The organism is Olleya aquimaris (assembly GCF_003259525.1).
Taxonomy (GTDB): domain Bacteria; phylum Bacteroidota; class Bacteroidia; order Flavobacteriales; family Flavobacteriaceae; genus Olleya; species Olleya aquimaris.
On sequence record NZ_QLLO01000008.1, the window covers coordinates 55,764 to 78,338 of the forward strand.

Annotated in this window: 23 protein-coding genes; 11 read left to right on the plus strand and 12 right to left on the minus strand. The window is 32.6% G+C overall.

What is annotated here, in order from left to right:
* Nucleotides 1–13: 13 nt before the first annotated feature.
* Nucleotides 14–2,086: an N-6 DNA methylase gene (locus tag LY08_RS11115; RefSeq protein WP_111660518.1), complete on the plus strand. Its 2,073-nt coding sequence runs from the start codon at nt 14–16 to the stop codon at nt 2,084–2,086.
* 32 nt (nt 2,087–2,118) lie between these two features.
* Nucleotides 2,119–3,573 carry a restriction endonuclease subunit S gene (locus tag LY08_RS11120; protein ID WP_111660519.1) on the plus strand — a complete coding sequence of 485 codons (1,455 nt, stop codon included), beginning with the start codon at nt 2,119–2,121 and terminating at the stop codon, nt 3,571–3,573.
* Nucleotides 3,574–3,607: 34 nt separating this feature from the next.
* On the opposite strand, the gene LY08_RS11125 is transcribed toward LY08_RS11120, so the two are convergent.
* From LY08_RS11125 to LY08_RS11140, 4 genes are all read right to left on the minus strand, one after another.
* Entirely contained in the window at nt 3,608–4,300 is a 693-nt protein-coding gene (locus tag LY08_RS11125) for a peptidoglycan DD-metalloendopeptidase family protein (protein ID WP_111660520.1), read from the minus strand.
* 33 nt (nt 4,301–4,333) lie between these two features.
* The gene (locus LY08_RS11130; RefSeq protein ID WP_111660521.1) at nt 4,334–5,866 is read right to left on the minus strand and encodes a hypothetical protein; all 1,533 of its coding nucleotides are present in this window, start codon (nt 5,864–5,866) and stop codon (nt 4,334–4,336) included.
* A 62-nt stretch (nt 5,867–5,928) separates the two neighbouring features.
* Nucleotides 5,929–6,495, minus strand: coding sequence for a hypothetical protein (locus LY08_RS11135; RefSeq protein WP_111660522.1), 567 nt, complete (start codon nt 6,493–6,495; stop codon nt 5,929–5,931).
* Nucleotides 6,479–7,036, minus strand: coding sequence for an RNA polymerase sigma factor (locus LY08_RS11140; protein WP_111660523.1), 558 nt, complete (start codon nt 7,034–7,036; stop codon nt 6,479–6,481). The genes LY08_RS11135 and LY08_RS11140 overlap by 17 nt, the downstream gene beginning before the upstream one ends.
* A 341-nt stretch (nt 7,037–7,377) precedes the next feature.
* Between LY08_RS11140 and LY08_RS11145 the strand changes: the two genes are divergently transcribed.
* From LY08_RS11145 to LY08_RS11170, 6 genes are all read left to right on the plus strand, one after another.
* Complete coding sequence (locus LY08_RS11145) at nt 7,378–7,938, plus strand: DUF2911 domain-containing protein (RefSeq protein ID WP_111660524.1); 561 nt, start codon at nt 7,378–7,380, stop codon at nt 7,936–7,938.
* A gap of 65 nt (nt 7,939–8,003) precedes the next feature.
* Nucleotides 8,004–9,077: a methylmalonyl Co-A mutase-associated GTPase MeaB gene (gene meaB, locus LY08_RS11150; protein WP_394341195.1), complete on the plus strand. Its 1,074-nt coding sequence runs from the start codon at nt 8,004–8,006 to the stop codon at nt 9,075–9,077.
* 133 nt (nt 9,078–9,210) lie between these two features.
* Entirely contained in the window at nt 9,211–10,206 is a 996-nt protein-coding gene (locus tag LY08_RS11155; protein ID WP_111660526.1) for a hypothetical protein, read from the plus strand.
* Between the two features lie 161 nt (nt 10,207–10,367).
* The gene (locus tag LY08_RS11160; RefSeq protein WP_111660527.1) at nt 10,368–10,769 is read left to right on the plus strand and encodes a hypothetical protein; all 402 of its coding nucleotides are present in this window, start codon (nt 10,368–10,370) and stop codon (nt 10,767–10,769) included.
* Between the two features lie 157 nt (nt 10,770–10,926).
* Nucleotides 10,927–11,448 (plus strand): DUF2947 family protein, encoded by a 522-nt coding sequence (locus LY08_RS11165; RefSeq protein ID WP_111660528.1) that lies wholly within the window; start codon nt 10,927–10,929, stop codon nt 11,446–11,448.
* The gene (locus LY08_RS11170) at nt 11,408–11,932 is read left to right on the plus strand and encodes a hypothetical protein (RefSeq protein WP_111660596.1); all 525 of its coding nucleotides are present in this window, start codon (nt 11,408–11,410) and stop codon (nt 11,930–11,932) included. The genes LY08_RS11165 and LY08_RS11170 overlap by 41 nt, the downstream gene beginning before the upstream one ends.
* Nucleotides 11,933–11,956: 24 nt before the next feature.
* Here the strand turns inward: LY08_RS11170 and LY08_RS11175 are convergent, their stop codons facing one another.
* Nucleotides 11,957–12,898, minus strand: coding sequence for an NAD-dependent epimerase/dehydratase family protein (locus tag LY08_RS11175; RefSeq protein WP_111660529.1), 942 nt, complete (start codon nt 12,896–12,898; stop codon nt 11,957–11,959).
* 94 nt (nt 12,899–12,992) lie between these two features.
* On the opposite strand from LY08_RS11175, the gene LY08_RS11180 reads away from it, so the two are divergent.
* Genes LY08_RS11180 through LY08_RS11190 form a run of 3 tightly spaced genes read left to right on the plus strand, consistent with a single transcriptional unit; the run spans nt 12,993 to nt 15,956 of the window.
* Nucleotides 12,993–13,706 carry a glycosyltransferase family 2 protein gene (locus LY08_RS11180; protein ID WP_111660530.1) on the plus strand — a complete coding sequence of 238 codons (714 nt, stop codon included), beginning with the start codon at nt 12,993–12,995 and terminating at the stop codon, nt 13,704–13,706.
* Nucleotides 13,706–14,329 (plus strand): lipid-A-disaccharide synthase N-terminal domain-containing protein, encoded by a 624-nt coding sequence (locus LY08_RS11185; protein WP_111660531.1) that lies wholly within the window; start codon nt 13,706–13,708, stop codon nt 14,327–14,329. Before LY08_RS11180 ends, LY08_RS11185 begins: the two co-directional genes overlap by 1 nt.
* Complete coding sequence (locus tag LY08_RS11190; protein ID WP_111660532.1) at nt 14,322–15,956, plus strand: ArnT family glycosyltransferase; 1,635 nt, start codon at nt 14,322–14,324, stop codon at nt 15,954–15,956. The genes LY08_RS11185 and LY08_RS11190 overlap by 8 nt, the downstream gene beginning before the upstream one ends.
* Nucleotide 15,957: 1 nt before the next feature.
* On the opposite strand, the gene LY08_RS11195 is transcribed toward LY08_RS11190, so the two are convergent.
* The 7 genes from LY08_RS11195 to mnmA form a co-directional block, all read right to left on the minus strand.
* Nucleotides 15,958–16,533 carry a phosphatase PAP2 family protein gene (locus LY08_RS11195; RefSeq protein WP_111660533.1) on the minus strand — a complete coding sequence of 192 codons (576 nt, stop codon included), beginning with the start codon at nt 16,531–16,533 and terminating at the stop codon, nt 15,958–15,960.
* Nucleotides 16,534–16,537: 4 nt separating this feature from the next.
* Complete coding sequence (locus LY08_RS11200; RefSeq protein WP_111660534.1) at nt 16,538–16,765, minus strand: hypothetical protein; 228 nt, start codon at nt 16,763–16,765, stop codon at nt 16,538–16,540.
* 32 nt (nt 16,766–16,797) lie between these two features.
* Nucleotides 16,798–17,151, minus strand: a complete 354-nt coding sequence (locus LY08_RS11205) for a four helix bundle protein (RefSeq protein WP_111660535.1) — start codon at nt 17,149–17,151, stop codon at nt 16,798–16,800.
* A gap of 62 nt (nt 17,152–17,213) precedes the next feature.
* Nucleotides 17,214–18,590: an MATE family efflux transporter gene (locus tag LY08_RS11210; protein ID WP_111660536.1), complete on the minus strand. Its 1,377-nt coding sequence runs from the start codon at nt 18,588–18,590 to the stop codon at nt 17,214–17,216.
* A gap of 57 nt (nt 18,591–18,647) precedes the next feature.
* Nucleotides 18,648–19,589: an NAD(P)H-dependent flavin oxidoreductase gene (locus LY08_RS11215; protein ID WP_111660537.1), complete on the minus strand. Its 942-nt coding sequence runs from the start codon at nt 19,587–19,589 to the stop codon at nt 18,648–18,650.
* 96 nt (nt 19,590–19,685) lie between these two features.
* Nucleotides 19,686–21,317 (minus strand): S8 family serine peptidase, encoded by a 1,632-nt coding sequence (locus LY08_RS11220; protein WP_111660538.1) that lies wholly within the window; start codon nt 21,315–21,317, stop codon nt 19,686–19,688.
* Between the two features lie 25 nt (nt 21,318–21,342).
* The gene (mnmA, locus tag LY08_RS11225) at nt 21,343–22,533 is read right to left on the minus strand and encodes a tRNA 2-thiouridine(34) synthase MnmA (protein ID WP_111660539.1); all 1,191 of its coding nucleotides are present in this window, start codon (nt 22,531–22,533) and stop codon (nt 21,343–21,345) included.
* Between the last annotated feature and the right edge of the window lie 42 nt (nt 22,534–22,575).

Sequence of the window (22,575 nt, forward strand, 5' to 3'; positions counted from 1 at the left end):
ACAATAAACGAAAATGAAGCTAACCGAAATATTAAGAGACAGTAACTACAAACTAACCCAATATACATCTGATCAAATTGAAAATTTAGAAAAGAATATATTTCTAAAAGAAGTTCGTGGAAAAGAAGTGCCTTATGTAAATTGTCTGGTTAGAAGAAAAGATATTCAATTAAAACCTGAAGAAGCAGTAAGACAACTCTACTTAATGGTTTTGAATGAACAATATGGTTATTCGTTTGACAGAATGGAAATTGAATATGCTGTAAGTTTTGGTCGTGAAAAAAAACGTGCTGACATTGTAATTTTCGACAAACAAGATACTCGCTCAATTTACATTATGGTTGAGCTTAAAAAACCAAAATTAAAAGACGGAAAAGAACAACTAAAATCTTATTGCAACGCAACAGGAGCACCAATTGGAGTTTGGAGTAATGGAGATTCCATTTCATTTTACCATAGAAAAGACCCAAACTATTTTGAAGATTTATCAGCAATACCAAGTGCTACCGAAAAACTATCTGACATATTAACGGAACGTTGGACAATTGACGATTTAGTAAAAAAAGACAAATTAGTTACCGAAAAAAAATCGCTTAAAGATTTGATTTTGGAAATGGAAGATGAAGTTTTAGCAAATGCTGGTGTAGATGTTTTTGAAGAACTTTTCAAGTTAATTTTTACTAAACTATATGACGAAATGGAAAGTGGCAGAAATAAAACTCGCCATTTACGTTTCAGAAATTATGGAGATACAGAAACCGAACTTAAAGAAAAAATACAAGAGGTTTTTGACAATGCACGAAACAAATGGGAAGGTGTTTTTACAGAAGACAGTAAAATAATGCTAACACCTTCTCACCTATCGGTTTGTGTTTCTTCTTTGCAAGATGTAAAATTATTCAATTCAAACCTTGATGTAGTAGATGAAGCTTTTGAATATTTAATTGGTAAAAGTAGTAAAGGAGAAAAAGGACAATATTTTACACCAAGATATGTAATTGATATGTGTGTAAAAATGATGAATCCACAAGCTCACGAGTCTGTTATAGATACAGCTGCTGGAAGTTGTGGATTTCCTGTCCACTCTATTTTTCACGTTTGGGAACAAATTCTTAAAGAAAAAGGAATACCTAAAAGTCATTTATTTACAGCAGAAGAAAAACCAACAGAATGTACAGATTATGTGCAAAACAAAGTTTTTGCGATTGATTTTGACGAAAAAGCAGTTCGTGTAGCAAGAACATTAAATTTAATTGCAGGAGATGGTCAAACTAACGTTTTACATTTAAACACCTTAGATTATGAACGTTGGGATGAAAAAACAGAAGATGAAGATTGGCAAGACACCTATTATGAAGGTTGGAAAAAATTAAGAAAATTAAGAACAACAAAAAACTCTAATAGAGATTTTGAATTTGATGTTTTAATGGCAAATCCACCATTTGCTGGTGATATTAAAGAAAGTAGAATTTTAGCAAAATACGAATTAGGTAAAAAACCAAATGGAAAATACCAAACCAAAGTGGGTAGAGATATTTTGTTTATTGAGCGTAATTTAGATTTTTTAAAACCAGGAGGTAGAATGGCTGTTGTGTTACCACAAGGAAGATTTAACAATAGTAGTGATAAAAACATACGTGATTATATTGCTGAAAAATGTAGAATTTTAGGTGTTGTTGGATTACACGGAAACGTTTTTAAACCACACACAGGAACAAAAACATCTGTGCTTTTTGTGCAAAAATGGGATGATAAATTATGTCCTAAAAAAGAAGATTACCCAATCTTTTTTGCAACACAACAAGAACCAAGCAAAGACAACAGTGGCGAAAAGATTTTTGTTAAGAAAAAAGATTTCCCAAATGCAAAAACAGTACACAATGATGCTGATGATGATAAAGTAGCAGAACCAATAGATCATTACGATGCTACACCAGAAAATTTAGACGAATATTTATTAGATACTCACGGACATTTAATTGTAAAACACGATTTATTTAACCACGACAATATTACAGAAGATGGAATTGCAGAAGCTTTTTTAGAATTTGCTAAAAAAGAAAAACTGTCTTTTGTGGGAAAGTAAACTGCCCTTTTAACGAAACTCGATATAAAGAGTTGTTAGAAGGGCTTGAAATTAGTGTTTTAAATTTGTCTGAAGTTTTATTTGATAATACTAATAAAAGAATTGATAGTGAATATTATAAAAAGGAATTTATTAATTTTTTCAAAAATGTTCCTAACTTAAATCCTTTAGGTTCTTTTGTTAAAGAAGGATATAGAGTAGTTTATGAGAATACAAAAACCATAGACAAAATTGAAGCAATTGAAGGTAATCATCCATATTTCTTACAAGCAACTGATTTAGACACACCTTTTATAAAAACAGATAATTTATATTATGTGCATAATGATGAGTGGGAAAGATATCCAAAAGGTAGAATTAAGAAAGGTGAAATTCTAATTGAAGTAAAAGGTAAAATTGATAAAGTTTCAATCGTTCCTGGCGATTTTCCTGAAAAAACTCTTGTTACAGGTAGTTTATTTAAACTGTCAGTTAATGAAAAAATTAATAAACACGTTTTACTTACTTATTTAATTTCTAAATATGGTAAAGCTTTTAAAGATAGATTCAAAACAAACCTTCTAATATCATATGTTAGTAAACCAGATTTATATAGAATTCCAATCCCTTCATTTTCAAATGAATTTCAATTAAAAATAGATGAAATATTTGAAACAATATTTTCTTCAAAAAATGCATTTAAAGAAGCTTATAAAGAAGCAGAAAATATATTATTAGAAGAAATAGATTTACAAAACTTAACACCAAGTAAAGAACCTGTAAACGTAAAAAGTTTTAAAGATAGTTTTGCTACAAGTGGCAGATTAGATGCAGAGTATTACCAATTAAAATATGAAAAAGTTGTAGATAAAGTCAAAAGCAAAAACTTTGACACTTTAAATAATCTTGTAGATATAAAAAAATCCATTGAACCAGGTTCTAAAAACTATGTAGAAAATGGTTTACCTTTTATGAGAGTTGCAGATTTATCCAAAAATGGTTTATCTGAACCTCAAAAGTACATTTCTGAATACTTTGTAAAAGAAAATCAAGATAAAATTAAAAAATTAAAACCTAAAAAAGGAACGATTTTATTTTCAAAAGATGGTAGTGTTGGAATTGCTTATCATTTAAGACAAAATTATAACGGAATTACTTCTGGAGCAATTTTGCATTTAAACGTAAAAGACGAAACAAGAATATTACCTGAATATTTGACACTTGCTTTAAACTCAAAAGTAGTACAAATGCAAGCGGAAAGAGATGCTGGAGGTTCAATCATTTTACATTGGAGAGTTGGAGAAATTGAAAATGTAGTCGTTCCAATTATCGATTTTGACAAACAAAGAGAAATAGCAGACTTAATAGAACAAAGCTTTTCTTTAAAGAAACAAAGTGAGCACTTATTGGAAGTCGCAAAAAAAGCAGTTGAAATTGCAATTGAGGAAAATGAAGAAAACGCATTGGCATATATAAAAACCAAACAGAATGTGAAAAGCAGTACTTAAAACAACGTGTATAAAACCGTTAAACGACTCACTCCTACTCCAACCCCAAAACCACTTCGGGATTAATAGTGTTCTGTTTAAAAAATTCTAGATTATTTAAACTACAAACACCTGGATAATCTCCAACATAATCTTGTATATCTTTTATAATTTGAAAGTGTAAATGTGGCGCATAGTCACCATTAACAGAAGCGTCTCCTAAATAAGCTATGGTATCGCCTTGATGTACTTTCTGGCCTACTTTTAAATTTAGTAGGGACGCTACACTTAAATGACCATACAAAGAATAAAATGTAACCTCATTAATTTTGTGTTGCAAAATTAGGGTTGGTCCATAATCTCCAAAATTGGTGTTGTTTTTAAAACTATGGATGGTACCATCAAAACAAGCTAAAACTGGTGTGTCTACTGGACACCATAAATCTAAACCTAAATGGATATTGCGCTGTTCTGCTTGACTTTTTGACGCAAAATAGGCGCTTCTATTATATAAATTACGACGCTCTAAATAACCACCAAAAGCTACTTGTTTGTTGTGTGTGTTTAAGTAATTGGTAATATAGGTATCCCAAGCTTTGGATGAAGAATTATCAAACGTATCTAACGCTGGATTGGATTGCGATAAATCTATAGAAATATAATCTGATTTTGGAATGGAAGCATCAATGACGTGTAAGTCTTTAGTAGTAGACTGACTTAAAATTAGGGACAGTGTCTTTGAATTCATTTTACATTAAAATTGAACCCAAATTTACAGAATTTATTTAGCAACTACAGTACTAAATTTGGCATTAATTACAATAGTTTTGCTAGTATTACTATTATTGTTTGGGTAGTGTTTTATGGTTTTATTTGAGGTACTTACATTGTTAAATTTAGATTTGTTACCACTATAAAATAAGTTATAATCAGTGTTTGGTAGTTTTAATTTGGCATCACTGTTTTCTAAAATAATATTTAAATTACTAAAATCTGAAGCTATACTATTGATTAACAAATCACCAAAGCTCCCGTTAATTACCGAGTTTCCAGAAAGGGTATTAATTTCTATATCAGAAGACACTGCATTAAGTATTAAGTTATTGGCATTAGCGATAATGGCATCGTCCACGTATTTTAACTTCAACTCACCAGACATCCAATCTTTTACAGCCACTTTAGCATAAGACACATTAATGGAGGTGTTACCTCCAGTAATGTGATTAGCTATAAATGATCCATGAGAAATATCTCCTTTGGTGTTTTCTAACACGTTGGCAAGCTTTAATTCGCCATGTCTAACATTAAGTTTTAGCTTCGCCTTTTTAGGCATTTTTATAATGATGGTTTTTGTGGTGTTATAATCTATATCTTCAAACAACTTACCGCTTTTTTTGGTTGTTTTTTTTCCATCTTCATTAAACTCTGCTTCCAATTTGCGTTCAAATTCGGCTTCAAATTGTTTTCCCCAAGCTTCTAGTTTAGGTGCTATTTCATTCTCAAAACGTTCGCCCCAAGCTTCCATTTTTTGTTCAAAATCTTTACCAAGAGACTCCTCTAGTTGTTTACCAAAATTTTCTCCCCATTCTTCCATTCTTTTTTCAAAATCTGGACCAAAAGCATCTTCCATTTTTTTACCTAACTGTTTTCCCCAAGCTTCCATCTCTTTTTCAAACTGGTCAAGGTCTTCTTGGTTAATGCTTTTTGCCCATTCGCGCATTTCTTTTTCATAGGCTTCACCATATTCTGTTCTGTATTTTTTACTCCAAGAGTTTAAATAAGGCTCGCCTTCTTTTTTATATCTATCGTAATCAAAATCGATATTATAATTACCATCAGGCGATTTTGGTAGGTTTAACAACTTTAGTTTTTCTGGTAACTGTCCCAACACTTCTAAATTTTCTAAACTTTTTAGCATTGGTTCTAGATTAAGCTCTAATGTTTCTGGTAGATTAGCTAAAGCCTCGATAGAAGCTTCATCTAAAATAGTCATACTTAGCTCATCAGACCAGATACCTCTTGCACCTTTGGAAGTTATTGTTACATAATCCGAATCTCCTGTAAGGGAAACCTCCCAATTGTCTATTGCTTTTTGTAGCTGTTCTTTTGTTAGTTTTTTGCTTTCGATGTAAGCTTCGACTTCTATGTAATCTTTATTCCAAGTTTCTACAATAATGTTAGTGTGACTAGTATTTAAATCTACAGTAACATCTTTGTTAGCTCTTACAGATTGGTCTATTTTGCTTAACTTTTGTTGTGCAGTAACACTTATGGTTACTAGTAATAAAATTAAATTTAGATATATAGTTTTCATCTTTTTTAGTTTTTTAGACACTTCGACAAGCTCAGTGTGGCATTTTCTTGTTAATTAGTAGCCTACCCTTGGGAAGCTTCCATGTTGTTTAATTGATTGAGTTGTTCTTTAAGACGATACATCAAGTTTAAACGAAATTTTAGGTTTTGGATTAAAGCATTAACTGTATGCTCATCTGGACCATTATCGGTCAGCTCTTTAGACAAGCTTTTGTATTCTGCATTTAATTCTTCTAAACGTAATACATAACCATCAAACAGTTCTTTATTGTCTGGAGTTAATTTTAATTTAGATAACTCTAAATTAATATTAGCCACATAATAATCTTCAACCTTTTTTAAATCTGGCGATATATCGCCAAGCGTCATGGTTTTTTCGGTATTAGGTTGGTTGTTGTTTACAACTTTAATAGGATCTACATCCTTTTTAAATAGTGTGTAACTTCCAAAACCTAAACCAATGACTAGCAATACGCTTGCAGCAATATTTAAAAACGTCCATCTGGATTGCTTTTTTTGTGGCAATGCTTGGTCTAGCTTCTCTAAAAATCTTGCTTCATGTCCTTGGGACATCTGCTGATGAGATACTTTGTTATCGTTTTTGAATAGGTCTCTAATATCTTTCGCCATAATGATTATGTTTTAATAGGTCTTGCAATTTTACTTTTCCTCTGGATAGTTGTGTACGTGAAGCGACTTCGGTAATATTTAAAATTTCTGCTATCTCTTGATGATCATAACCTTCTATTAAAAAAAGCATGACCACGTACCTGTATTTATCCGGAAGACTGTTAATGGCTTGTTTTATTTGGTCTAAAGTTGTGGTGTCTTCTACTAACCATTTGTCACTAGTATCTGTATCGATTACCTTTAGGTGCACCTCATCTAACTCAACTAAGCGTTGTTTTTTAGATTTTAAATAATCAATACTTTTATTAATAACAATACGTTTTAACCAAGCGCCAAAAGTAACGTCGCCTTTAAATTGATGGAGTTTTGAAAACGCTTTAATAAATGCGTCCTGTACCACATCTTCTGCTTCTGCAGTGTGATGGACAAACCGTAAAGCCACATGGTACATGGCATCACAATATTGGTTATACACCTGCAATTGTGCTTTTCGGTTGTTTTGTTTGCACAACTCTATGTTATCTAACGTAACGACTTTCACTTGTTGGTTTTTTGGTTAGTGTTCTTTTGAATTCGTATTAGTCTTATATTATTGGCTACAAAGTCATCATTTTGATTTTATATGTTGCCTTTTTAATACTTCGTAGTTCTACTATGAATTGCAAAAAAGCCTTCATCTAAAATCAATGTCTAACTTTTCGCTTTAATAAATAAAACTAACACGAATTCAATCTAAAGACGACACAAAAAAAGTAGTGTTGCAAAAAAGTTGAATTTTTTTTCAAGTTAGTACAATATTTATAAATAATTTAAGCGTTATGTTTCTGTAAGTACTAAATTTTCAGTTAATTTTGTTAAACTAATAATAGATATTTTTTTTAAATGAATACATTCTTAAAATGGGTCATGGTTGTACTACTGTTAGTAGTTACTGGCTTATTCATATATAATTTTACAACAGAAGGCGGATTGTTTAATCAACCCTTAAGTCCCAAAAAAACAGTTAAGTTTGAAGTGGGTCATTTAGAGTTAGAGGTGTTTTACAACAGACCCTCAAAAAGAGATCGTGATATTTTTGGCGCTTTAGTACCATTTAATAAAGTTTGGCGTACAGGAGCAAATGAAGCAACCACGTTTGAAACCAATGAGGACTTATCTATAAAAGGGATGTTATTACCAAAAGGAAAATATACCCTGTGGACGGTTCCGATGGAAGATAACTGGAAAGTCATGTTTAATTCCAAACAGTATGATTGGGGAGTTAACGAAAAAATGGAACCCAATTGGGATCCTAATTTTGATGTGGTTGAAGTAGAAGTACCAGCAATTACATTGGATAAATCTGTCGAACAATTTACTATAGCGTTTGACAACTCGACAGACGATTTAAAAATGACTATGGCTTGGGATGATATTAAGATAGAAGTCCCATTGAAAAACTAATAGTTAGTAAACAGTGTTTAGTAGGCAGTAATCAGTCCTTTTACACGGACTAAATGTATGTATTTGTGGCAAAAAACAAGAAATCAGCATTATCAGAAAATGAAGGTGTTTCTGTATCAGAAACGACTAGTGATGAGGCTATTTCAAAAATTAAAGCCAAACGCAAATTGCAACGTACTACCAAAGACCTTGTAGATGCTATTTTACAAGGCAATATTACTGCTTTAAGTCAAGCCATTACCTTAGTAGAAAGCAAACACCCAAAACATACAGAGCAAGCCCATGCCATTATTAAAGCCTGTTTACCACATGCTAATCAATCGGTTAGAATTGGTATTACTGGTGTACCTGGTGTAGGTAAAAGCACCTTTATTGAAGCGTTTGGAACCTATCTAACTAGCATTGGTAAAAAAGTAGCAGTCTTAGCTGTAGACCCAAGTAGTAGTTTGACCAAAGGAAGCATTTTAGGCGATAAAACCAGAATGGAAGATTTGGTTAAAAACAACAATGCTTATATACGTCCATCTGCTTCTGGAGACTCTTTAGGTGGTGTGGCTAGAAAAACACGCGAATCCATTATCCTTTGTGAAGCTGCTGGTTTTGATACAATTATTATAGAAACGGTAGGTGTTGGACAAAGTGAAACTGCTGTACATAGTATGGTCGATTTCTTTTTACTATTAAAATTAGCTGGAGCTGGAGACGAGTTACAAGGTATTAAACGTGGTATCATAGAAATGGCAGATGCTATAGCTATTAATAAAGCAGATGGTGACAACCTAAAAGCAGTCAAACTCGCTAAAGTAGAATTTAACAGAGCGTTGCATTTATACCCAGAAAAAGCAACTGGTTGGCAACCCAAAGTCACTATGTGCAGTGCTATTAACAACAAAGGTATTGATGACATTTACCATATTATAAAGGACTATTTAGAAATTACCGTTGCTAATAATTATTTTTATAGTAAACGTCAAGAGCAAAACAAGTTTTGGCTAATTCAAACTATAGAAAACCGTCTAAAAGCAGATTTTTTTAATAATGAAAACATTAAATCTGAGCTTAAAAAACAACTGGAGCTTATCGAAACTAACCAAACCACACCATTTGCTGCTGCTGAGTATTTGCTGGGATTAGGTTAATTGGATTTATTATATTTTTAAGCTAACTTCGTTTAACGACTGATATAAAACACTTGTACTTAGCTTGTCGAAGTATTAAAACGTTTTCATATCATATAAGTTGGCAACCATTTGAAACAAACATCGCAACTAAATGAAAAACATACTTCTGACTCTATTAATCTCTATCTTAATTTTAGCTTGCGAAAAAAAACGAAATGAAAAAACATTGGCAATTAATAGAACAGAAAGCTTAAATGAAAATTCGGAATTTAAAATAAGTAAAGACACTTTTGATTTTTCAATAATTGGAGACTTAAGAAAAGTAACTTATTTTAATGATAAGTATTTCTGTATGTTTGAAACAAATCGAGAAAACACATCAAAGTCTTTAAAGAAAATGGTTGTACTTAACAAAAATGGAAATTTTGTTGAGGATGTATTCGTTACAGAAGGAATACAGAATATGATTTACTATAATATCAGAATAGAAAATGATAGCCTATTTCTACAAAGAGCGCAATTTGATGAAGAAAATTTTGTTTTAGGTAAATATGTTACAGATTTTCAACCAACAGAAACAAGAGCCTTTAAAACTTATGAAGATGAGCAATTTAATGTTTATTCAACTTGTCGAGGAGAATGGGGAGGAACTGTTTTTTTTCAAGACAAAAAGACAAACGAATTATACGAAGGTTCATCTACTTGCCCAATCGTTGTAAACAAAATCGGAACTGAATATTTTGTTACTAATTATATGGGACATATGATTGGGTTTGCAAGTGTCAACAAAATTTCTGACCCAAGAAAACTTGAAAAATCGGAATGGGATTTTAAAAGACGTTTTGGAAGTGAAAATCAAAAAGGAATTGAAAAAGTATTAGATACAATGGATTTTTACATTCCAACTTCTTTTGTTGCTAAAAGCAAATTACTGCATATATACAATGATGATAATGGAACTTACATTGCTGAAATTGAGAATGGAAAAATGAAACCAATTTATACTTTTGATTTTAAGTTTTATCCTCAATTCAATCAACAGTTAGAGAACGGAAAGCAAGTACTTACTTTTGAAGTTGCAGAAACTGAAAAGGATGGAATTTTAATAATTGACGGAAATAAATTGAGTTTTAAATTCTTGCGCTGAAATAAAAACTGCACACAACGCCATTTATAATCCATTACTAGTTCTCACCTACATACCAATACTCGCGGACTTTCTAATCGGATTTTATTTGCTAAATTAGTTGCTAAAAAACGCAACTAACCATTAACAATACCGTTGTGGTTTATTAAAAAAACGAAAATATGAATCTTAAAAAATTTATTTTATTATTACCAATGTTTCTTCTTCTACTTGGTTGTCCAAATGATGATGATATGTTTACACCAGAAGAAACTGAATTAGAAAATGTAACTTATGAGGTTATATTGTTTGAATTTACGCCTGATACGGGAAATAATACATCAAGATTACGTTATGAAATAAAATTCTCAAATCCGAATGATTTTGCAATAAATGGATTTCATAAAATAACAATTAATGCTGATGGGATTATAAGTTCAAATATTGCGACAGATTCTTCACCTTGTTATTTAATTGGAGCGAATTCGGATTGTACTATTAATTTTGACGAAGAAGATTCTTTTGACATTGGAATGGTTAATTCAATTGAATTGGTATCTGTGGAATATAATTTTGAAAATTAAATAAAATCTTAAGCACAACACCGTATAATATTAATCGCGCACTCACCTACTTACAACAATCCTCTCGGATTTCTAATCGGTTTTTATTTGCTAAATTAGTTGCTTAACCACACAATTAATCATAAACAAAAACATTACAAAACTATAAGACCAACCATTGAACATAGTAGTAGACGATAAAGAAATAGTTCCTTTAAACGAGTTTGAATTAGGCTGGAGATTTGAAAAAACTCGTTGCCCTAATATTTCTGAATCTGAAAAGAAAAAAATCCAACCAGTTTCTAAAATAGAATCGAAAAGACTGAATAAGGTCATCGACTATTACGAACAGGAATATAATTTAAGAGAAAAATTTACTCAAACGGATTGGATAAGTGCGAATGCAGAGAGTGATGAGAAAATTGAACGATTTAGAAACCAACTCGAATTGACTCTGGAAAAATGGGACGAAGAAATAATAATAACTTGGCATCGGAATATTACGCTTAAAACAACGAAAAAAATATTTATAAAATATTGGACTGATTTTTTATATCCGAGTTCAGATGATGTAACTCTGATTTCGGAAAAAACGAATTGGGTAATGTTTTATCGACATTTTGAAGTAGCAAATATTTGGACTAAAATATCTGATGGAAATGACAGAAACAATCAAAAAAAGAATTCCTATTCACGTTGATTTGGCACCAAATCGAGACGAAGTTTATTCTGGAATTTGTTTAAAATCTAACGATGACATATTCATTTTTACTTGCTTCAATGAAGAAACTAAAGTATTTGATGGATTCGCTATTATTCGAAACTATGAAATAGATAAGTATCGAGAATGGGACGAAAAAGAATTAAACGAAATTAAGAACGATAATTCTTCAGATTTCTTAAACAAATTGCCACTCGAAAAAATGAACAATATGTTCGAATGCTTAACGGAATTAAAAAACGAAAAATTGATTGCGATATTTAATGAATCTGATGATGATTCGTACTTCGTAGGTAAAATTGAAAATCTATCAAAAAATGAAGTGGAATTAAAACTTCTGAATGAAGATTCTGAATGGATTGGAAATGAAAAAGTAAAAATTAAAGAAATAACTTACATTGGTTTCCAAACGTCTTATGAGAAAGAGTTACTTAATAAAATCGTTGCACATCCCAGTATTTAACAAACAATCACTAAATCTAACCCTCTACAAAAAATTAGCCTTATACCAGTCTACTTGCGCTTTAACACCTTCTAATAAGGTAGTTTGTGGATTATAGTTTAATAGCTTTCTGGCTTTATCAATATTAGCTTTAGTACGTAATTGGTCACCTACTCTAGCTTTAACATGGTTTATTGTAATGGATTGCCCAATCACTTGCTCAACCGCTTCAATACCTTCTTGTGTGGTGTGCTCTACTTCTGTACCAAGGTTAATAATTTCGCCATCTACTTTGGTGTCGTTACCTATCACGCTAACTATTCCATCGACGATGTCTCCAACATAGGTAAAACTACGTAAGTGTGAGGCACTACCTTCATACAATGGGAAAGCCTCTCCATTAAAGGCACACGCTATTAACTTGGTGTACATTTTTTCTGGACGTTCTCTTGGTCCAATTACAGAATACAAACGTAACGAGCAACTTTTAAAGACTTGCTCTCTACTTTTTTGCAATACTAACTGCTCTGCTGTTAATTTAGTCACACCATAATGCGATGCTGGTTTTGGTGCTACACTTTCTGGAAACGTTGCTTCTAGACCGTAAATAGATGATGTTCCAATATTTACAAATAACTTTAAGTCTTTGCATTGCAAAGCATAGTCAATTAGGTTTTTGGTAGCTATAATATTATTGGTAAAATAGTCTTCAAAGGTAGAAGTTGCAGAAATACCTGGTTGTGCAGCAAAATGAAAAATGTAGTTGATGTCTTTTGGCAAAGCTTCAGCAAAATCTGGATCTCTTAAATCAGATTTTATCACTGTTATTCCTTTTTCTAATAATGCTTTTTCGTTTAAGGTTTTCAGCGTCAAGCTATAATAGTCGTTAAAATTGTCTAAACCAACAACCTCGTGACCTAATTTGTGTAATCGCTCGCAAGTGTGAGAGCCTATAAAACCTACTGCTCCAGTAACTAATATTTTCATAAGTGCTATTCTGTAATACAAAGAAACAGATTTTTTTTCGATAGTAATTTCAATTCTATAAAAAACAATACATTTGTAGCATTAAAAGAGGTTTATGAACTACCAATTTACCATTGTTGTTCCTGTTTATAATGAAGAGGATAATTTACTTAGAGTTGAAAAAGAGCTTTTGGCTTATACCAAAATAGCGACTAAAACGACTAAAGTGTTATTTGTAAACGATGGGTCCAAAGACAATAGTCAAGCATTAATTGAAACCATTTGCGACAGAAATGATGCGTTTGATTACATTTTATTTAAGGACAATAGAGGGTTGAGTGCTGCTATTAAAGCAGGTTTTGATTATACGCAAACCGAGTTGGTAGGCTATATAGACTCTGACTTACAAACTGCACCAGAAGATTTTAATTTACTGTTAGAACATATTGGCGAATATGATTTAGTAACTGGTGTACGCGCTAACCGTAAGGATAGTTTTGTTAAAAATATGTCGTCTAAAATTGCAAACGGAATTAGACGTGCATTTACCAAAGACGGAATGGACGATACAGGTTGTCCATTAAAAGTAATTAAAACAGACTATGCTAAACGCATCCCAATGTTTAAAGGACTTCACCGATTTTTACCTTCTATGATTTTATTACAAAACGGTAAAATAAAGCAGATACCTGTACAACATTTTCCGCGTGTTGCTGGCGAAGCTAAATTTGGATTGTGGAACAGATTATTAGGTCCTTTGTTAGATTGTTTTGCCTATCTGTGGATGAAAAAAAAGTATATTAACTACGACGTAGCCAAAACAAAATAATGAGTAATTGGATTGTACTTAGTATTGGATTTCTGGCGCAAATTTTATTTTCTTCTCGCTTAATTATCCAGTGGTTAACTAGCGAAAAACAGAAGCGCGTTATTACACCAACCTTATTTTGGACACTTAGTTTAGTGGCTTCTTTTTTGTTATTTATTTATGGGTATTTGCGTGATGATTTTGCAATTATGTTAGGTCAAGGCTTAACCTATTACATTTATATTAGAAATTTACAGCTACAAAACCAATGGAAAACATGTCCTGCAGTTATGCGATGGATTTTGTTATTTATGCCTGTTTTTATTACGATTTTTTACTTTAACAATAATGAAATTGATACGGTTAGGTTGTTTAAAAACGAAGCTATTCCGTTATGGTTATTAGTACTAGGAATTATCTCTCAAATTGTATTTACCTTACGCTTTGTGTACCAATGGATGTATTCTGAAAAACATAAAAAATCCTCATTACCCTTTGGGTTTTGGGCATTAAGCTTAGTTGGGTCGTTGCTAATATTGACCTACGCTATTTTTAGAGTGGATTATGTGTTGCTTGTTGGACACTCGTTAGGAGCCATTATTTATATCCGCAATTTGTTAATCTTAAAACAGCAGAATGCCTAAATCGTTTAAAAAATATCCGCTACTTATTATTTGTTTGATTATAGCCATTATGCTATTACCAAACCTGGAGACTATCCAAGTTACTATAATGGAAGCGCGTAATTTTATTACTGCAAGAGAAATGATTCAGGATAACAACTGGTTATTAACTACCATGAATGGTGAAGCACGTTACGAAAAACCACCTTTACCAACTTGGTTGACAGCAATTTCTGGTTTAGTATTTGGCGTAAATAGTGTATTTGGAATGCGTTTACCAGCTATACTTATGATTATGGTTTTGGCAGCATATTGCTTTAAATTATCAAAATCGGTATTAAAAAGCAGAGCACATAGTATTATTAATACTTTAATTTTAATAACCTCGTTTTACGTAATTGGGATTACTATTGAAGCACCTTGGGATATTTTTACTCATGGTTTTATGATGGTTGCGATATACCATTTATACAAGTTGTTTAAGTCCAAAAATATCCATTGGAAACACGTTATTATTGCTGGTGTTGCTATTGGCTGCTCTATTTTAAGCAAAGGACCTGTAAGTTTTTACGCATTGCTTCTACCGTTTTTATTAGCCTATGGTTTTAGCTTTAAATACCAAAATATTAAAGCAAAAGTAGCACCAATTGTTGTTATTTTAATTTTGGGAATTGTTGTTGGTGGTTGGTGGTATTTGTATGTACGTTTACAAGATCCAGAAACGTTTACAGCCATTACAAGTAGAGAAACAGGGAACTGGACTAGCTATAACGTAAGACCATTTTATTACTATTGGAGCTTTTTTACACAAAGTGGTTTGTGGACTATTCCTGCATTTATTAGTTTATTGTATCCTTATTTAAAGCGTAGAGCCATACATTATAAAGCTTATAAATTCACGTTTTTGTGGACTATTTTTGCTGTAATTTTATTATCAATTATTCCAGAGAAAAAGTCACGTTATTTGATGCCTGTTTTAATTCCGTTAGCCTTAAATATTGGTTTTTATATCGAGTATTTAATCAGAAAATTTAAAACACTAAAAGATAAACGCGAGACGATTCCTGTGTATTTCAATTTTGGATTGATTGCTTTAATTGGTTTGGTTGCACCTTTGATGTTGTACTTTCAATTTAAAGCAGAATTACATGAGGTGTTATTACCGTTCATTTTATTTTCTGTAGTCGTTTTTGCTTTAGGACTGGCAATTCTTCTTCAATTAATTAAAAAAGAAATAAAACACGTGTTTTTGTTAACCATTACTTTTTTTGGAGCTCTTTTTTTGTTTGGATTACCTGTTTTTAAAGGATTTACAAGTGAAAACTTTAACCCAGTTTCAACATTATTAAAAGATAACAAACAACGTGACCTAAAAGTGTATGCGTTTAATTATGTGCCACCAGAAACCATTTGGCAGTATGGTGAAAAGATTCCGCAAATAAAGATTGGAGAGACTACTTACAAATTTCCGTTAGAGACTGAATTTGGTGTTTTAGCAAACGGAATTAGTCCAGAAGATCAAGCGGTATTGATTGAAAATTACAACATTGAAAAACTAGATACTTACGACTTAAACGAAAGTGAACCAGGTAGTAAACAGTATAAAGAGAGGCTGATTAGCAACTATTATTTGTTTAAAAAGAAATAACTTATTTTAACTGAAATCTAGATTGCAGGTACTTGTCTAACTTGTAAAACATCCATCCAGATAACCCACCAAAGATCATTCCTGTTAAAATATCTAAAGGATAATGTACACCAATGTACACTCTACTATAACCCATTGCCATAGCCCAAACTATTAGGATAAAAATTAAATACTTGTATTTATATCTTAGCATTAATCCAGAGAATATGGCAACAGCCATACTATTACTAGAGTGTCCAGAAAAATATCCATATTGACCACCACACCAAGATTTAAGCAATCGCATGGCTTGTACTAACTCGTCTTCATGACACGGTCTATGACGTTTTACAATAACATTTTTAAATAAGTTAGTGATTTGGTCTGTAAACAAAATCATTAAAGCAATAACCACTAAGGTTAAAACAAACATTTTAGTATTTAAACGTTTGTACATTAACACTGCTAGGACAGCATATAGAGGAACCCAGTGAATTTTATCGGTATAAAATAACCAAAAACCATCCCAAGTGGTAGATCCTAAATTGTTTAAAAATAAAAAGAGTTCTTTATCGTATTGTACTAATTGGTCTAACATGTAATTATTCTTCGTATCTAGCTACTTCCCTATCATAAAATGCAGTAGCTTCTTTAATTAAATTTTCCATTTCCATTTCTAGCTCTTTTTCGTCATGCTGGTCAAAATCTTCAAACCATTCTACGTCATCATCTTCTAAATTGATTATAAATCTAGGAAACTCTGTATGAATAACAAAAATTGCGTTTGGAAAATCTGTATTATCGCCTAGTATGTATTTTGGTAGTTCCATTTAAGTTATAAGTGTCTAAAGTTAAAAAGTATTTAAAGTTTACTTACTATGGATGTAAAAATAGCTAAAAGTTCTTTGGCTTCTATTCTCATTTTAGAAATATTTGGATTGTTAACCAAGTTCATTTCTTCAATAATCTCCAGCCAATAATCTGTTTCACTAGCTTCTGCTAAACTTATACTGATTTTATTTTTAAAATCCTTTGGACTTCTACTTCTATTGGCTTCTCTATAATTAGCGCCTATACTAGTACCAGATTTTGAAAGCTGATGTCTTAGAACTAAAGATTCTGTTGTACTAGGTAAGCTACTTGAAAATTTTAGAATTTGAATGGCAAATGCAATGGTTCTTTTTTCTAAAACTTCAGCAAACTCCTTATTCGTCATAATTTTATCTGTTTATAAACTTTTGACACTTTCAATTTTAAATACTTTAGGCACTCCAAACTTTAGGCACTTTCATTTATGAGCTTTTTTGTGAGATAATTAAACCTTATAAATAATAAAATTGCTGCAGATGACAATCCTGCTAATAATCCTAGCCAAATACCAAAGCTGCCATAAGCATCTTCTTTACCTAAATACCAACTGACTGGAAACCCAATTAACCAATAAGAAATAAAGGTTATAACCGTAGGTATTTTAACATCTTGCAATCCACGTAAAGCACCCAAAACTATAACTTGTAAGCTATCACTTATTTGAAAAATAGCAGCTGCAATTAATAATTGAGACGCAATGGTGACCACTTCCATATTGTCTGTAAAGTTGATAACATCGTCAAAATCGACATAAATTCGTGGTAAAAACTGATTAAATATTAAGAATAACGACGCAAAAATAACAGCAAACACAAAGCCCATTAAAAACAACGATACTGCTATTCTGCGTAACTCAAAATACTGCTGTAGTCCTTTTTGATTTCCTACTCTAATCATGGAAGCAACACTTAATCCCATTGCGACCATAAAGGTCATTGAGCTTAAATTTAATGCAATTTGATTAGCTGCTTGAGGATTTTTACCTAATAAACCACTTAACCAAATAGCAGCTGTAAAAATAGCAACCTCAAAAAACATTTGCATAGCACTTGGCATTCCAAGACCTATTATTTTGTTTAACATTAATTTATTTAATACAAAAAATTTGATGTTGGTAACATAGGCTTTAGATTTTTCGCGACCTTTAAGCAACCACCACAAATAAGCGACCATTATAAAACGAGAAGCTAAAGTCCCGTAAGCTGCGCCAACAATACCTAATTCTGGGAAACCAAACTTACCAAAGATTAACAAGTAGTTTAATCCAACATTAACTAGGTTAGCTACAATTGTAGCATACATAGGATATTTGGTTAATGACAATCCATCACTAAATTGTTTAAACCCTTGAAAAACAATTAAAGGTATTAACGAAAACGCTACTAAATCTAAATACGGAATTGCTAATTGGACCACCTCAACCGGTTGCTTCATTAAGTACATTAATGGTTTAGCAAAAAAGACGAGTAAAAATAATAACACACCTAAAACAGTACATAAAAACAGTCCGTGTTTAAAAGCCGATTTGCCTTTAGCAAAATCGTCTGCGCCATCTGCTTCTGCCACTAAAGGTGTGATTGCAGTACTAAAACCAATACCAATGGACATAGCAATAAACATAAAACTATTCCCTAAAGACACAGCAGCTAGCTCTGCTGTACCTAATTGCCCAACCATAATATTGTCCACAAAACTTACAAAAGTATGTCCCAACATACCAAGCATAACAGGAGCTGCAAGTTGCCAATTGTATTTAAACTCTTTTGTGTATTGGGATAAAACCATTTGGCAAAAGTAGTAGTTTTGAGTAGATTTTTTAATGGAAAATTACCATTAAATGTATTAAAGATTAATCACTCCATTCTTAGCCTCCTCAAACTCCTCCACCATATCCTTTACAATCTCTGCAACAGGTTTAATGTCATGAATTAATCCTGCAATTTGACCAATTTCTAATTCACCTTCCTCCAAATCACCTTCAAACATCCCTTTTTTGGCGCGTGCACGACCTAATAATTCTTTAAGTTGTTCTGGTGTTGGTCCTGTTTTATACAAGTCTTCAACTTGTTGATAAAACTTATTTTTTATGAGTCTAACTGGCGCTAATTCTTTTAAGGTTAATTGTGTATCGCCCTCTTTTGCATCCACAACTACTTGTTTAAAGGCTTGATGTGCGCTACTTTCTGTACTGGCTACAAATCTACTTCCCACTTGTACGCCATCTGCACCTAAAACCATACACGCTAACATAGCTTTTCCTGTTGCAATACCTCCAGCAGCAATTAATGGGGTTTGTAACTGCTCGCGTACCATAGGTATTAAGGTTAGTGTTGTAGTTTCGTCACGACCATTGTGTCCTCCAGCTTCAAAACCTTCAGCTACTACAGCATCCACGCCTGCATCTTGTGCTTTTAAAGCAAACTTAACACTACTAACCACATGCACTACTGTAATTCCTTTCTCTTGTAACCATTTGGTCCATGTTTTAGGGTTTCCTGCAGAAGTAAACACAATTTTTACACCTTCTTCTACAATAATGTTCATAATCTCTTCAATGTTTGGATACAACATTGGGACATTAACACCAAAGGGTTTGTTGGTTGCCTGTTTACATTTTTGGATGTGCTCGCGTAACACATCTGGATACATACTACCTGCACCTATTAATCCTAAAATTCCAGAATTACTTGCAGCAGATGCAAGTCTCCATCCGCTATTCCAAATCATTCCTGCTTGAATAATTGGGTATTTAATATTGAAGAGTTGGGTAATTTTATTTGGCATATTTTATTATTAAGACACTTCGACAAGCTCCGTGTGACATTGGTTTTGTTTTATTGTTTGAAAGCACATTGACTACGCTTGAGGCGACAATCACACTTAATTTTTAATAATTTTTTTGGTTAATGATAAGTCGTTTGCTTCAATTTTTACTAAATACACACCTTTAGCTAAAGTAGCAGTATTAATGTTTTGTTGCATTGAAGTGACTGTGGTTTCAATGACTTTTTTTCCTAAGATATCGTAAATTTTAACCGAAGCTTGTTCATATTGGCTAGGGATTTCAAAAGTTAATTGATTTTTAACTGGATTAGGATATATTTTTAAAGTTGTATTTTGATTTTGAAACTCGACTATGGATAAACCTTGTGCCAAAGCAATGGACAAATCTGGTATTCCGTAACCTAATAAATTATCTGGTGCGTTGTATTGCGACGCTGATTCTCTGACCAATTGCATAATTTCAGCATTAGACAAAGTTGGTAACGCTTGCCATAAACACACGATGCCACCAGCCAATATTGGTGCGCTAAACGAGGTACCATTTAAGGTAGTAATTGTATCATTATTCAGGATTACGTAACTAGCTTGACCTTGAGCCACCACGTCTGGTTTTTGAGTGGGTTGCGTACTATTTCCTTGAGAACTGAAAGATGCATACGTCCCATCTGGTTTTACTGCACCAACACTAAACACACCTGCTGCATCAGCTGGAGCGCCAACAATTTGCCAGCTTCCTCCACCAGAATTTCCTGCAGAATTTACTACTAAAATACCTTTTTCGAAAGCGATGTTTGCTCCTTTGGTAATGTAAGCAGTATTACCATCCATATCTGCTGGTGTATAGCTATAATTTGGGTTATCATACGTTGTGTAGCCTAAAGACGAGTTAATAACATCAACACCTAAACTATCTGCACGTTCTGCAGCTTCTACCCATAAGCTTTCCTCTAAAGGTGTTTCTGATGCTGCGTTTTCTGTTCTGAATAAATAATAGTTTGCATCAGGAGCAGTTCCGACAAATTGATCTTGAATAAAACCTGCCATATCACTAAGTACCCAAGTCCCATGAGAATTTCCTTGGTAGATATACACATCACTTGTTCTATCAACAAAATCATAACCACCTAAAATTCCACCAGCATCTCTTAAACGCTGAAACCCATTCATGGTATCCACATCTGGGAATCCTGCATCTAGGACAGCAATTGTCATACCTGTTCCTGTATAGCTGTCTGGATGTTGGTGCAAATCGTCACCATTAATCATTTCAATTTGGTTGGCAGCACTACCATAATTAAACGTAGTTAAACTGGCTTCTACCTCATGTTTATCTTGATTTTGACTGGTTCTGGTATTTAGATTATCGTCTGCAAAATCGATAGAACTGACAATTATATTACCATTTACAGTAACTGTACTTAATGCATTGATATCTGCTGGATCGCCTACAACATGCAACGCATTAAACCATTTAGATTTAGCCATAACGGACACACCAGGTTGCGATTTTATAGCAGTAATGTAACTTTCGTCCACCGGAACATCTCTAAAATCTACAGCAACATTGTGTGCTGCTTTACGGTCTAGAGCCTTTTGTGTTAAAATTGAATTAGGATTAGCTAAAGCCGAACTACTGTTAGGCTTATCTGTTAGATATACCCAAGCATGTTCTTGTGATAAACCTATTGAAGAATAGATGAATATAAATACTAGGAGCAGCTTTTTCATGACAGTAACCTTTTGCTACTGCAAGTTAAGAAATTACACCAGAACCTACTAATTCTTCATCTAAATACCAAGCTACAAATTGCCCTTCGGTAATAGCAGATTGAGGTTGTTCAAACTGTACATATAAACCATCTTCAACTTTATATAATGTTGCATTTTGGAGTACTTGACGATATCTAATTCGTGCTAAAACAGATAAATTTTCTCCTGTTTGTAAAGCTAAATCTTCTCTAACCCAATGTAACTCGTCATTAGACACAAACAACGTGTTTTTGTACAATCCTGGATGCGCTGCACCTTGACCCGTATAAATCACGTTTTCTTTAACGTCTGTATCAATAACAAATAAAGGTTCTACTGTTCCGCCAACTGCTAAACCTTTACGTTGTCCTTTAGTAAAGTAATGAGCTCCTTGATGTTTACCCATAACTTTACCTTGCTTAACAGAATAAATTGGTTTTCTGGAATTGTATTGTAATTCTTCTAATTTAGAAACAAAACCAGGAGGTGTTTCATTGTAAAACGGTAGGTCTTTAGGTATTTCTACAATAACTCCTTCTTTAGGTTTTAGTTGTTGTTGTAAAAATTCTGGTAATCTTACTTTTCCAATAAAGCATAACCCTTGAGAGTCTTTTTTTTCTGCAGTGGTTAAGTCTTGTTGTTTAGCAATTGCTCTAACTTCTGGTTTTAGCAATTCACCCACTGGAAACAATGCTTTAGCTAATTGTTGTTGTGATAATTGACATAAAAAATAAGACTGGTCTTTATTTGTATCTTTTCCAGCTAGTAATTGATGAATCTCTTGTCCATCTTTTATTATGGTGTTTTTTCTGCAGTAATGTCCTGTTGCAACATAATCTGCACCAAGGTCTAATGCAATTTTCATAAATACATCAAACTTGATTTCTCTATTACAAAGTACATCAGGATTAGGTGTACGTCCTTTTTCATATTCGTCAAACATATAATCTACGATACGCTCTTTATACTGCTCGCTTAAATCTACTGTTTGAAACGGAATTCCTAGTTTATTTGCGACTAACATAGCATCATTACTATCATCAAGCCAAGGACATTCGTCTGATATGGTTACAGAATCGTCGTGCCAATTTTTCATAAATAATCCAATAACTTCATAACCTTGCTCTTTTAATAAATAAGCAGCAACGCTAGAATCTACTCCTCCTGACAATCCTACAATGACTCTTTTTTTCATGTTTTTAAAATAGAGCACAAAGATAAGTCTTTCTTAAAAATT

Coding starts and splice junctions, on each gene's coding strand:
- LY08_RS11115 (WP_111660518.1), top strand. CDS start 14: ATGAAGCTAACCGAAATATTAAGAGACAGTAACTACAAACTAACCCAA.
- LY08_RS11125 (WP_111660520.1), bottom strand. CDS start 4,300: ATGAATTCAAAGACACTGTCCCTAATTTTAAGTCAGTCTACTACTAAA.
- LY08_RS11130 (WP_111660521.1), bottom strand. CDS start 5,866: ATGAAAACTATATATCTAAATTTAATTTTATTACTAGTAACCATAAGT.
- LY08_RS11135 (WP_111660522.1), bottom strand. CDS start 6,495: ATGGCGAAAGATATTAGAGACCTATTCAAAAACGATAACAAAGTATCT.
- LY08_RS11145 (WP_111660524.1), top strand. CDS start 7,378: ATGAATACATTCTTAAAATGGGTCATGGTTGTACTACTGTTAGTAGTT.
- LY08_RS11155 (WP_111660526.1), top strand. CDS start 9,211: ATGAAAAACATACTTCTGACTCTATTAATCTCTATCTTAATTTTAGCT.
- LY08_RS11160 (WP_111660527.1), top strand. CDS start 10,368: ATGAATCTTAAAAAATTTATTTTATTATTACCAATGTTTCTTCTTCTA.
- LY08_RS11170 (WP_111660596.1), top strand. CDS start 11,408: ATGACAGAAACAATCAAAAAAAGAATTCCTATTCACGTTGATTTGGCA.
- LY08_RS11175 (WP_111660529.1), bottom strand. CDS start 12,898: ATGAAAATATTAGTTACTGGAGCAGTAGGTTTTATAGGCTCTCACACT.
- LY08_RS11180 (WP_111660530.1), top strand. CDS start 12,993: ATGAACTACCAATTTACCATTGTTGTTCCTGTTTATAATGAAGAGGAT.
- LY08_RS11185 (WP_111660531.1), top strand. CDS start 13,706: ATGAGTAATTGGATTGTACTTAGTATTGGATTTCTGGCGCAAATTTTA.
- LY08_RS11190 (WP_111660532.1), top strand. CDS start 14,322: ATGCCTAAATCGTTTAAAAAATATCCGCTACTTATTATTTGTTTGATT.
- LY08_RS11195 (WP_111660533.1), bottom strand. CDS start 16,533: ATGTTAGACCAATTAGTACAATACGATAAAGAACTCTTTTTATTTTTA.
- LY08_RS11200 (WP_111660534.1), bottom strand. CDS start 16,765: ATGGAACTACCAAAATACATACTAGGCGATAATACAGATTTTCCAAAC.
- LY08_RS11205 (WP_111660535.1), bottom strand. CDS start 17,151: ATGACGAATAAGGAGTTTGCTGAAGTTTTAGAAAAAAGAACCATTGCA.
- LY08_RS11210 (WP_111660536.1), bottom strand. CDS start 18,590: ATGGTTTTATCCCAATACACAAAAGAGTTTAAATACAATTGGCAACTT.
- LY08_RS11215 (WP_111660537.1), bottom strand. CDS start 19,589: ATGCCAAATAAAATTACCCAACTCTTCAATATTAAATACCCAATTATT.
- LY08_RS11220 (WP_111660538.1), bottom strand. CDS start 21,317: ATGAAAAAGCTGCTCCTAGTATTTATATTCATCTATTCTTCAATAGGT.
- mnmA (WP_111660539.1), bottom strand. CDS start 22,533: ATGAAAAAAAGAGTCATTGTAGGATTGTCAGGAGGAGTAGATTCTAGC.